The following is a 12,076-nucleotide window of genomic DNA, read 5'->3' as shown; positions in this document are numbered from 1 at the left end:
GCTCGTCAGGCTCATAACCTGAAGGTCACAGGTTCAAATCCTGTCCCCGCAACCATCTTTAACGAACGCTCGTCCAACGCCACAGAGCCAACGCTCGTGGTGCTTTTTGTGTTTGTAGGTTCAGCGGTACGAAGAAGATCACCCGGTTCGCAGTGTTGCGCTCCGAACCGCGACAGTGAAACTCAATGAGTGTGCAGGCGAGACAAGAACAAGCCCAGATTCACGCGCAATGCGTAAAGCAAATGCTGTTGGGGAAGAGAGCGCAACAACTGCGCTGATGCCTGCGGTTACAGCCTTGGCGACCATTTCATAAGAACAGCGGCTCGTGAGCAGGCAGAAGCCCTGTTTGAAATTCAAATTTTCCCGAATACCGAGACCAATCAGCTTGTCCAGAGCATTATGGCGCCCCACGTCTTCGCGAATATGTGCAATATGTCCATCTGGGTGGCACCAGGCCGCCGCATGCAGCATGCCGACGTCTTTGTTAAGAACCTGATGAGAGCGGATGTTTTCCAATGCTCGGTGCAGGGAGGTGGGAGATGGTTCATCGCCAGTGAGAGGCATGGGTGGACGGTTGTGCAAGAGGCTGTTTTCATCCGACCCACAAATGCCGCATCCAGTGCGACCGGCGATAGGGCGACGGTTGCGGGACAGCACTTTCCGCATCGCTTCCGGTCCGACAAGAATATCTGCCTTCAGGCCATTTTCAGTTCTGGTGACGGTTATCTGCCGCAGCTCTGAAACGGACGAAATAATACCTTCTGTCAACGAAAAGCCGGTGACGAAATCATTCACATCATGAGGTGTGATCATCATGATTGCGTAATCGATACCGCCATAAACGAGCGATAAAGGCACCTCTTCTGCGACAGTCAGTATTCTCTTTTCGCGGATGATTTCCGTGTCTGACCAGCGGATCAGTTCAGCGTCGTAACTGTGAGAGATCGGAAGTTGGATATCCTCAGTCATGGTAAAGATTGTTCTCTTTCCATTCTTGCGCGGCGGCGAGATCTTCTGGCGTGTTGATGTTCATGAACGGATCTTTTTCATGCAGATCACCGAAGTCCACCCCGCGTGCTCCAATGGCGCGTGCTAGGGTGCGGATGCGGGTTTGATGCTTTTTCGCCTCCCCGACAGCACTCGCCAGTTGCGCTGCCAGTATTGGACGACATGAGACGGGCCACGCCGCCACCAGAGGATGTTCCTGTCCATTCCAGCAGGCAAAACTTGGTGCGGGTAAAAGAGAGATAACTAGATTGGACGGGATGAAAGGGGTGTCGACAGGGACACTCACCAATGTTTCGTATCCTTCAGCTTCCGCCCATTCCAATCCGCTCAGCAGGCCTGCCAGAGGACCCATGTCATGAAGACGATCTGGCAGAATAGGGCAGGACCATGCGTCAAAACGGGATCGATCGCCATTCGCGCTTATGGCGATAGCGCTGCATTGGCTGTTCAGGCTGGAGAAAACATGCGCGAGTGAGCTTGTTCCGTTGATATTCAGAAAGGCCTTGTCTCGTCCCTGCATGCGGCTACCCTGTCCGCCTGCCAGCACCAGCCCTGCCGTGTTCAATACATTCACCCTGTTTTCCGCCCGTCATTGGCTTTCGTCATTACGACCTTTTAGAATGTTTTTGTCACCCCATCTCACAAGATATGAGTTTTCCCGTCCATGCCAGCCCGCCGTAAACAACCCGTCTTTGGTATTACAGGGCGAAGCGGCTCGGGAAAAACAAGCTTGATCACACGTCTTCTGCCTGTTTTGACGCAGCAGGGTCTGCGTGTCTCGACCATCAAGCACACTCATCACGGGGTGGATATGGACCAGCCGGGAAAGGATACCTTTCTACACCGGGAGAGTGGGGCGCAGGAAGTCATGCTGGCGACGCCGGAGAGGTGGGTGCTTCAGCATGAAACGGCCACGATGCCCTCTTTGGAGGCCTTGGTGCAGGCCATGACGCCTGTCGATCTTATTCTGGTTGAAGGGTTTCATGCGACTGTGCCAACCAGTCTGGAAGTATGGCGACCGGAGACTGGAAAAGCCCCTCTGTTTCCAGACACGTCAGCCATCGCACTCGTGGTGACAGACAGCCCTGTTATCCCGCAGAATCGACCGGATCTGAAGTTCATGCGATTGGAGGATGTAGCTGCCATCGCCGTTTTCATAAGAGAGCATGCTGCAACCTTAATGCTGGCATAGTCAGCCTTTACAGCCGAAGGCCTGTAAATGGCAGCATTTCACTCCAGTCTCCAACCTGCACCGACTGACCTGCATCGATCCGCATGATTCCATCTGCGCGCGTAAGGCACAGGATATCCGAAGATCCGACAGAAGGAACAATATGGAAGCGTGCTGCACCTGCCTCCTGCAGGATGCTTACAGGCAGAAAGCAGGTCGCATCCTGTGGTGGCGTGTAAGCAAAGGTACTGCGTCCCCGCATTGAAAGGCCACTGTGCGGAAGGTCCGAAGAAAGAATCATGGCTTTCAGAAACGGTATGACGAAGAGCTGCGCGCAGAGTGCCGCCGCCCCTGGATTTCCGGGAAGACAGAACACGATTTTCCGACCAAGACGCATGACCGTCATGGGTTTGCCGGGACGCATGCTGACCCGTCGAAAGACGCAGGAAGCGCCCAGCTGCAACAGAACAGACAGAACATGGTCAGTCTGGCCAACGGATATGCCGCCCGTCGTGACGATAACGTCCGACTGTTCAACGCAGTGAAGCAGAGCGTTTCGGAGTTCTTCCTCTCTATCGGATGCAGCAACCTGCCGTGTGACATGCACGGTGTCGCTGCGCAGCATCGCCGCCAGCATGTGCGTATTCAGTTCTTCCCGAGCATCCTCCGCCTGAGAGGCGAATTCAGCGCCATTGGCCAGCACGCTGACAGTGATCGGCCGATAAACCGACACATCCGTTATTCCCTGACTGAGAAGGAGCGGGATATGCCGCCAGTCCAGAGATTGGTCTCGTTGCAGCAGGCATTGCCCGAGGGGGAATTCTTCTCCTTCCCGCCGGATATTCAGACCAACTCTTGCGGTCTGATCAGTCAGGGTTACACGGTTTCGGATTACATGGGTGCGCTCTCGTGCCATGACGCAGTCAGCGCCTTCCGGAATCCGCGCCCCCGTCAGGATCAGGCAGGCAGTACCTTCTGAGAGAGGAACCGGTCTGTCTCCCGCCGCGACATGGCCAACAATCGGGAGACCGATGTCACCTGCATTCCGCATATCGTAAGAGCGGAACGCATAGCCGTCCATGGCGGAAATATCGGCTTCCGGACGAGGGGTCAGCGCATGCACGTCCTCCGCCAGAATGCGCCCGGACGCCAGAGCAGTCGGCACGCGTTCCATGCCTATGGGCGGCAGATCACACAACGTGGCGGCAAGAAGCGCCTGTGCCGTGTCATAACTGACCATCTCGGGCATGTTGGCGCAGGCTTTATGCGTGCGGATCACCGGATTTTCCACCAGACAGAGTTTCATGCTGGAAAGGAAAAGGGATTCAGCCCCAGTCGGGTAAATCCTTCCTCTTCCACCATTCTGTCTAGCATAAGACTTCCGAGATCATCCGCCACGGCTTCCAGTTCGGGATCGTAGTCGAGACGGAACACTTTTACGTAGGTCTTGCAGTCGCCGCATGTCTCCGCCTGTATCGCGGATTTCAGATCATCGAGCGTATAATGCTCTAGACGACCGGAAGCCTCACAACTGATGCAGACGCCTCGCACCCGATGCCAGCGCGTTTCGCACAGACTGCACTGCAAATAGCGCAGGCCCTCGCGGTCTCCGCCCAGAACAAGGCTGCCCACCGGCGGTGCGCCACAGCACGGGCACGAGGCTACCTGTCCGCCTTTTGCTTCCTGACCGACATGCGCCATCGTTTGCGCCCAGCAGACAGAAAGCGCCGCCCACAGCACGACGGCCAAGCCTGAATCCACATTGCTATAGTCGCCTCGCAGAAGCCGGGCTGCCTGATGACTGAGAGTCGATGGAGCCCACAATGCAGTCTCCAGAGTGGCTCGTGCGGGTGAGGGCAGCGAGGCCGCCAGTTCCCTGACCAGTTCCGCATAAACATCCTGCCAGACAGACAGATCCGCAAGTGCCTGTTCCAGTCCGGGGTGATCGTAACCCTGCCGGATGAGAGCATGAAGTGCGGCAGCAGCTGATGCACTCAGGAATGAGTGTTCCACCAGCCGTTTCTGCACATCCACAAGCCGGGACAGGAAATGGAAATATTCCCCCTGTTGGTCGGCCAGCGCGGTCAGTCTTTTGGCGCGCCGCGCATATAACCGCTCCAGCTTCGGGAAAATCAGCGGCTCGATCGTGGGAACGCCGGGCGTCCGTTTGTCGAGTGGAACGACATCTGATTCACGGCGCATCAGGAATGCCGTTTCGTGGAGGAGGTTTCTTCAGGCAGAACTTCCTCGGCGTACCAGCGGTCATGATGCTGGCGTGCCCAGGCGCGGGAGACATAGCCCGTGATCATGCCACCGATCGAGCCGCGCACCCAGATGCCCATATAGATGTGACCCAGCACCAGCAGAATGAGCGCCAGAGCCGCGGCCGAATGAGCGAGAAGCGCCACCCGGATCACAGGAATGGGGAAATACATGGCGAAATAGGCGCGCCAGATCACCAGTCCGGTGACGAAGAGCGCGCTGATCAGCGACATGATGCCCCAGAACAAAATCTTCTGGCCAGCGTTGTATTTTCCGATCTGAAGATCCTCGCCGTGGCGGTTCATCAGCACGTCGAGCACATGGCGGAACCAGATCCCATCCGTGCGCACCGGCATGTTGTGATGTACGAAGCGCACGAACATGCACATCAGCAGCAGGAAGACGACCACGCCGAGGAATGGGTGCAGGATACGCGCCAGTTGCGGCGGACCGAGAACGCTGCCGAGCCAGTGCAGGCTGGGAAAGAACCATGACAGCCCGGACATGGCGACAAGGAAGAAGCACGCCACCATCGTCCAGTGGAGGAGGCGATCACCAAATTTCGTGCGCAGAACGCGATTGGTGGTGTCCATCACACATCCCTCCGATCTTCTTCTGACGATCTGTTATCGGCCCCTTGCGGTTCCCTTTCGGGTTCCGGTTTCGGGTCGATGTGCGGCGTTTCGTCCGTTGTGTTGGGGCCGACGCCCATATAGTGCGCGAAAGCGCCAGCGACGGTGGCGATGAAGCCGAGTGCGCCCACCGGCTTGAGCCATTCCTTCCAGCCCCGCACGATCGGGCTGATTGTCGGGTTGGCGGGGAGGCGATGATAGAGTTCCGGCTTGTCGGCATGGGTCAGCACATACATGACGTGCGTGCCGCCGACGCCTGCCGGATCGTAAAGACCCGCGCCCTCATGACCGCGGCTTTTCAGCTCTTCCACCCGTTCGGCGGCCAGATCCTTCATTTCCGCCTTGGAACCAAACGCGATCGCGCCGGTGGGGCATGTCTTCGCGCAGGCCGGTTCCTGACCGACAGCCACCCTGTCGGCGCAGAGGGTGCATTTATAGGCGCGGTTGTCCGTCTTGCTGATGCGGGGAATGTCGAAGGGACAGCCCGCCACGCAGTAGCCGCAGCCGATGCACTGTTCGGACTGGAAATCGACAATACCGTTGGCGAACTGAAGGATGGCGCCGGGGCTGGGACACGCCTTCAGGCAGCCCGGCTCCTCGCAGTGCATGCAGCCTTCCTTGCGCAGCAGCCATTCCAGCTTGTCGTTCTCGTCTTCCACCTCGTCAAAGCGGATGACGGTCCATGTCTCCGACGTGAGATCGGCGGGATTGTCGTAAACGCCGACATTGTGCCCGACCTCGTCGCGCAGGTCGTTCCATTCGGAACAGGCGACCTGGCAGCCCTTGCAGCCCGTGCAGAGAGACACGTCGATCAGTTTGGCGACTTCCGTCTCATGACTGCGGACCTGCGGCGTGGGCGTGAAGTCGTTGGTGGCGGAGCGGCGGATGATGTCCTGTGACTGCATGCTCATCGTGACGCTCCTCAGGCTTTCTCAACATTGACAAGGAACGCCTTGAATTCCGGCGTCTGGGAATTGGCGTCGCCCATGGCCGGTGTCAGCGTGTTGGCGAGGAAGCCCTTGCGTGTCGCCCCCTTGAAGCCCCAGTGGCAGGGAATGCCGATCTGATCGAGATCGTTGCCCAGCACGTTCAGGCGCTTGAGCCGCTTGGTGACTACGGCCTTGGCCTCGATATAGCCGCGCTTGGAAGACACGCGGACCATGTCGCCCGCGACGATCCCGAGCTTGCCTGCCAGACGGTCGCCGATCTCCACGAACTGCTCCGGCTGCATGATGGCGTTCAGCTGGGAGTGCTTGGTCCAGTGACGGAACAGTTCCGTGATGGAATAGGTCGTGGCGACATAAGGGAACTGATCCGGGCTTCCCATACGGGGTGTTTCATCGGCGAACACGCGGGCGACCGGATTATGCCGCACGGTCTTGCCGAGCGCCGGACCGGTGACGGGGCTTTCCGTCGGCTCGTAATGTTCCGGGAAAGGACCATCGACCAGAGAGTGCCCGGAAAACAGGCGCGCCGTGCCTTCACTCTGCATGATGAACGGACCGACGCCGCTGCCCGGCGGGGAGGTCAGCGGATAGTCCGGCACATCGGCGCCGGTCCAGCGCTGGCCATCCCATTCGATGATCTGGCGACGCGGGTCCCACGGACGGCCCTGCGGGTCCATCGACGCACGGTTGTAGAGCAGGCGACGATTGGCGGGCCATGCCCACGCCCAGCCCGGCGTGTTGCCGAGGCCGGTATCGGTGTTGTCGCGCCGCGCCATCTGGTTTCCGGCCTGCGTCCACGAACCGGCGAACACCCAGCAATAGCTGCTCGTTGTGCCGTCATCCTTCATCACGGAGAAGTCGGGCAGCAGTTCGCCCTTCCGCACTACGACCTTGCCGGAGGCGTCCTGAATGTCCGCCAGTGCGTAACCGTTGGATTCCTGCGCCACTTCTTCCGGCGTGGGTTCTTCCGGGTCACGGTAGTTCCACTGCATGTTCAGCACGGGCTCGGGACAGGTGCCGCCTTCCTTCGCGTACAGTTCGCGCATCTTGGTGTAGATGGTGCCGAGAATGCGCCCGTCGCTCCACGCTTCGCCGGGCGGTTTCGCACCCGAAAAATGCCACTGGAGCCAGCGGGCCGAATTAACGATGGAGCCGTTTTCTTCAGCGAAGCAGGTGGAGGGCAGGCGGAAGACTTCGGTCTGGATCTCTTCCGACTTCACGTCGTTATAGACGCCTTCATTCTGCCAGAAGTTGGACGTTTCCGTATCCAGCGGGTCGATCGTGACGAGGAACTTCAGCTTGGAGAACGCCTCGCGCATCCGGTTCTTGTCGGGCATTGCGGCAAGCGGGTTGAAGCCCTGTGCGATGTAGCCGTTGACCTTGCCCTGATGCATCAGTTCGAAATAGGCCAGCATGTCGTAGCTGCGGTCCCACTTGGGCAGCCAGTCATAACCCCAGCTGTTAGCGGCAGTCGCGTGATCGCCCCAAAGCGTTTTCATCAGACTGACGAAGAATTTGGGGGTGTTGTGCCAGTAATTGACCTCGTTGGGCTCGTCCGCTTTGGGTGTCGAGGCATGTAGATAGGTGTCCAGCGTCTGCTGGCTGTCCTTGGGCAGGTTCATGTAGCCCGGCAGGCGCGTGGAGAGCAGGCCGAGATCAGTGTAACCCTGAATGTTGGAGTGGCCACGCAGAGCGTTCAGGCCACCGCCGGGCATACCGACATTGCCGAGCAGCATCTGGATGATCGCGGCGGTGCGGATGACCTGCGCGCCGTTGGTGTGATGTGTCCAGCCAAGAGCGAACAGCATGGTGGCAGTCCGGTCGGGCACGCTGGTGGAGGCCAGCGTTTCGCACACATGCAGGAAGTCCTTTTCCGGCGTGCCGGTGATCTGCGAGACGAGTTCCGGCGTGTAGCGGCTGGCGTGATCGCGCAGAAGGTTCAGCACACAGCGCGGATTCTGGAGCGTCGGGTCTTTCTTCGCAAAACCCTGCTCGTCGCGTTCGTAATCCCACGAGGCCATGTCGTAGCTACGTTTCGCTGCGTCGTAGCCGCTGAAAACGCCTTCATGGAACTGGAAGTCTTCCCGCACGATCAGGGCCGCGTTGGTGTAGGCCTTGACGTATTCATGCTGGATCTTGTCATGGGAGAGCAGGTAATTCACCACGCCCAGCAGGAAGGCGGCATCGGAACCGGCGCGGATTGGCGCGTAGAAATCTGCCACGGCAGCGCTGCGGTTGAAGCGCGGATCGACCACCATCACCTTGGCGGCGTTGCGGACCTTGGCTTCCATCACCCACTTAAAGCCCACCGGGTGCGCTTCCGCCGGGTTGCCGCCCATGATCAGCACGACGTTGGCGTTCTTGATGTCCACCCAGTTGTTGGTCATCGCGCCGCGTCCGAAGCTTGGACCAAGGGCCGAGACGGTCGGGGCGTGGCAGAGGCGGGCCTGACAATCCAGCCCCAGCATGCCGAGAGAGCGGGCAAATTTGAAATCCAGCAGTCCGGTTTCGTTGCTGGCGGCAGAGGATGCCAGCATGCCTGAACTGAGCCAGCGATTGACCAGCTCGCCCTTTTCATTCCGCTGGATGAAGTTTTTGTCGCGGTCGTCCTTCAGGAGACGGGCGATCCGGCTGGTCGCCTCTTCCCAACTGATCCGCTTCCATTCACGGCTGCCCGGCGCGCGATAGGTCGGATATTGCAGGCGGCTCTCGCTGTGGATGAAGTCCACCAGCCCCGCGCCTTTCGGGCAGAGGGAGCCACGGCTGACGGGATGATCCGGGTCACCTTCGATATGGAAGATGCTGGGTTTGGCGTTCTTGGCGCCGTCTCCCAGCGAATACATCAGGATACCGCAGCCGACCGAGCAGTAGGTGCAGTTGTTGCGCGTCTCTTTTGCGCGGAGGAGTTTGTACTGGCGCGTTTCCTGCGCATGAGCGCGGGGAGGCGTGAACCCAAGGGCAATGGCGCTGGCACCGGCGACGCAAGTGCCTGTATTTCTTAGAAACTCTCTACGCCCGAGGGTCGTCATAGGGGATATCCTGCTATCCTGATCGCTAAGCTGGATAACCTCCTAGACGCGATTTGTTTGCCTTGTCTTTGATCCGGATCACGGATTTTTGCTTTTATTCAGAATTTCGCGGGTAGATCGGCTGTTTTTACTATAAATAGAGGAATATAGTTGTCTATATTTCTGTATTTATAGTTGTGTTTTTGAATGAGGCTGACCTGTGAAGTGCTGATATCTCTTTGCGGGAAAATGGAGATGCGGCACGCGTGTGACACGGCCCTGAAAACAGGAAAGGGTTCCGTGTCGTAGCGGGGGTGGCCACGACACGGAACCCTGTTGCTGGTGGCAGGATGCCTGGATCAGAAGTCGGCCCTGATGGAACCGAAAGCGGTACGAGGCATGCCAAGGATCATTGACTGGTAGCTATAGCCGGAGGCGGAATCCAGCGGGTTACCGTTCTCACCCATGGTTGCGATATAGGTCTGGTTCGTGATGTTGTTGAGGTTGAAGGAAAGGGTAAGGCCTTTTACGAAACCACCCAGACGTTCGCCCTTATCCGAAGGTTTCTTGACGTGCCACTGCAGGCCAAGATTTGAGAGCCAGTATCCGGGAACATGCAGCTGACCCGAATAATCGTAGTTTCTGTGGCTTAGGTAAATGCCTTCAATATAGAAGCTCAGAGAACGCCAGTCATAAGTAAGGTTCGCCTTATACATAAAGCGGGGATAGTTGACGACCTGCTGACCCTTGGTGTGATAGAGGGTTCCCTGCTGTGTGATGTTGTTGTCGTAAGTCGCGTGGTTATAGCTCACACTGTTGGAAATCGCGAGGTGAGAGATGGGGCGGATGACATATTGGGCATCCACGCCGTTCATCGTCACACCACCGACGTTTTCAACAGCTGAAATCGGGTTGATGACCGAACCGGCCGTGATCTGCTGCAGGCGATTGGAAAAATTGGTTCTGTAAGCGTAAACCGATGCATCCATCAGAGGATCCGAATAACGATACCCGATAGCGTAGGTCCATGCTTTTTCCGGACGGATGGAGTTGCGGCTGGCGTTATAGGCTTCCTGCGTCACTGCGAAGGGTGATGCGGACAGCTTGAAGCCGGATTCCATATAGTTTCGCGCATTTTCCGAAATATCAATGTAGATTTCATGATGCTTCAGGAACCGGTAATCAACGCCGATGTGCGGAAGGAATGCTTTGGCGGTTGTCAGGCTTTCGCCGCTCGTGATGGTGTCGTTGTTACCGTAATACGCGGAACTCAGGTGACCATCGCCAACACGCTGCGTGGACAGCAGGGATTTGAAGCCAAAATGTAACGCGAGATTGTTGATGGGGCGATAAGTATCATTCACAAAAGCCGTGAATGTGTTGGAGTTATAGTTCTGGTTGAAAATCTGGTCGAATGGATTGCTGTAATGTCCAAGCGGGTTGGGGATGGAGCCCATGACCTGCCCGTTGACAACATTTGGCAGACTGTAAGCATACATCGGTGACTGGTAAGAGTTATTCTCATACCATACGCCAGCACCAATGTGATTCTTGGCGATATCGTAAGTTACCCGGGAGAGAATGCCGAAGCGCCGGATTCCGGGTTCTTTCACGATTTCACTCAGAGGAGAGCCGTTGGGCGAGCCATAATAGGGCGAGGTCCAGCCCGTCTGCTGCGAATCACCGTGGCCATAAGCGGTTGTAACCCACTTGATCCGATCAGTGAGGGTCAGATCAGATTTGATATAACCCAGATATCCGGTTTCGTTGGTCGGTCCTTCATAATAGGACGCATCAAGTGGATCAGAAAGTTTTTCATAACCGGCAGGATAAATACCCTTTGCGGCGTTGATGGCGGTCAGATACCCACTATTTTTACCGTTATAATAATAATCGATCTTGTTCCCCATCTTCTGAAGAATTTCTGGGGACATGTCCTGATAAACGTTTTCATGCAGATCGTAATAGTTGAAATAAGCTGTAACCGAGCTTTTTTCTGCGACCGGCTGAATGAATTTGGCGCTCACCTGCTGCTGGAACTGCTCACCATAGCCTTTCCACTTCTGCTGATCATTGCGCACATAGGAAACATAGAAGCGTGTTCCAATGGAATTCAGATCACCGCTGTCTACCCGAACAAACGTATGGTAATTGGAGTAGCTGCCAAAACCCTGCTGTACCGAGCCGCCCAGTTTATGGGAGGGGTCGATTGTGCGGTAGGCAAGTGAGCCACCGAGATTGTTGGTGGACGCAACATCTTCAGCACCGGCAGATTGAGAAACATCAATGCCAGCGACGTTCTCGGGAGCTGATGCCAGAATGGGATTGACGCCGTTATAGTTACGATACGTCATTTCACCGAGAGGCATGTCATCGAGCGTCATGCCGACTTCAGACTGGGCGAAGCCATGCATGAAAATTTGCGTGGACCAAGTCGATGTTCCCTGCCCATCTGCCGACTGGAAGTTGACACCAGGCGACTGATTCAGAGCCGCCATGGGATTCATACCCGGCGCCAGCCGTTCGATGGCGGCTTTGGAAACAAGAATATGTGCGGGGGCACTGCGACGGCGAACCGAGACGGATACGTTTTCTCCGCCACCGCTGGCATGCATCGGACCAGTGGCCCGTTTGCGATGTGCAGCGGGAGCAGCAGAGGGCGTCACGGAAGGTTTGGCGGCAGCGCTCTTCTTCACCGTTCTGGCAAGAGCATCCGATAGTGTAACGATATCGCACGAAAATATCGTTGTAACGAGAAGAGAACACGTAAAAGCGAGTTTCTTCTTCATTGTAAGATTACCCTCCCGAGAATGCCCACGAAACATTTTCTGTTTCTTCATGTGCGAATATCGCGCTGTCCCGTTATCCTATCGCAATGAAATCAGCATTTTGAAGTCGATTTCATCCCGAAACAGCAATGATGGGTGGATCGATAAAAATCTGTTGTTTTTTTGCAACTATATCGCTGGAGTGATGGGGTAGTATTTTGCAGAAAAATAGGAAAACACGTTTAAATTAAAGGAAATATGAAAACAGTGTGTACATTAT

The 12,076-nt window shown here is 56.6% G+C and carries 9 protein-coding genes; 1 reads left to right on the top strand and 8 read right to left on the bottom strand.

Annotation, left to right across the window (positions count from 1 at the left end; all coding sequences use genetic code 11):
* Nucleotides 1–138: 138 nt before the first annotated feature.
* Nucleotides 139–969, bottom strand: a complete 831-nt coding sequence (gene fdhD, locus ABF824_RS13095) for a formate dehydrogenase accessory sulfurtransferase FdhD (protein ID WP_415489452.1) — start codon at nucleotides 967–969, stop codon at nucleotides 139–141.
* Complete coding sequence (locus tag ABF824_RS13090; protein WP_415489451.1) at nucleotides 962–1,582, bottom strand: molybdenum cofactor guanylyltransferase; 621 nt, start codon at nucleotides 1,580–1,582, stop codon at nucleotides 962–964. Before ABF824_RS13090 ends, fdhD begins: the two co-directional genes overlap by 8 nt.
* A gap of 90 nt (nucleotides 1,583–1,672) precedes the next feature.
* Between ABF824_RS13090 and mobB the strand changes: the two genes are divergently transcribed.
* Nucleotides 1,673–2,200: a molybdopterin-guanine dinucleotide biosynthesis protein B gene (gene mobB, locus ABF824_RS13085; protein WP_415489450.1), complete on the top strand. Its 528-nt coding sequence runs from the start codon at nucleotides 1,673–1,675 to the stop codon at nucleotides 2,198–2,200.
* 7 nt (nucleotides 2,201–2,207) lie between these two features.
* Here the strand turns inward: mobB and ABF824_RS13080 are convergent, their stop codons facing one another.
* The 6 genes from ABF824_RS13080 to ABF824_RS13055 all read right to left on the bottom strand — a co-directional run bounded on the left by ABF824_RS13080 (nucleotide 2,208) and on the right by ABF824_RS13055 (nucleotide 11,817).
* On the bottom strand, nucleotides 2,208–3,458 hold the full coding sequence (locus tag ABF824_RS13080) for a molybdopterin molybdotransferase MoeA (RefSeq protein ID WP_415489449.1): 1,251 nt from the start codon (nucleotides 3,456–3,458) through the stop codon (nucleotides 2,208–2,210).
* Nucleotides 3,459–3,481: 23 nt separating this feature from the next.
* Complete coding sequence (gene fdhE, locus ABF824_RS13075; RefSeq protein ID WP_415489448.1) at nucleotides 3,482–4,381, bottom strand: formate dehydrogenase accessory protein FdhE; 900 nt, start codon at nucleotides 4,379–4,381, stop codon at nucleotides 3,482–3,484.
* Nucleotides 4,381–5,034: a formate dehydrogenase subunit gamma gene (locus tag ABF824_RS13070; protein ID WP_415489447.1), complete on the bottom strand. Its 654-nt coding sequence runs from the start codon at nucleotides 5,032–5,034 to the stop codon at nucleotides 4,381–4,383. The genes fdhE and ABF824_RS13070 overlap by 1 nt, the downstream gene beginning before the upstream one ends.
* Nucleotides 5,034–5,984, bottom strand: a complete 951-nt coding sequence (gene fdxH, locus ABF824_RS13065) for a formate dehydrogenase subunit beta (RefSeq protein WP_415489446.1) — start codon at nucleotides 5,982–5,984, stop codon at nucleotides 5,034–5,036. The genes ABF824_RS13070 and fdxH overlap by 1 nt, the downstream gene beginning before the upstream one ends.
* An 11-nt stretch (nucleotides 5,985–5,995) precedes the next feature.
* Nucleotides 5,996–9,049 carry a formate dehydrogenase-N subunit alpha gene (fdnG, locus tag ABF824_RS13060; protein WP_415489445.1) on the bottom strand — a complete coding sequence of 1,018 codons (3,054 nt, stop codon included), beginning with the start codon at nucleotides 9,047–9,049 and terminating at the stop codon, nucleotides 5,996–5,998.
* A gap of 338 nt (nucleotides 9,050–9,387) precedes the next feature.
* Nucleotides 9,388–11,817 (bottom strand): TonB-dependent receptor, encoded by a 2,430-nt coding sequence (locus ABF824_RS13055; RefSeq protein ID WP_415489444.1) that lies wholly within the window; start codon nucleotides 11,815–11,817, stop codon nucleotides 9,388–9,390.
* Between the last annotated feature and the right edge of the window lie 259 nt (nucleotides 11,818–12,076).

This window comes from Acetobacter sp. (assembly GCF_047721705.1).
Taxonomy (GTDB): Bacteria; Pseudomonadota; Alphaproteobacteria; order Acetobacterales; family Acetobacteraceae; genus Acetobacter.
The sequence above is the reverse complement of the archived record's forward strand: the minus strand, read 5'-3'. Positions and strand labels throughout refer to the sequence as shown.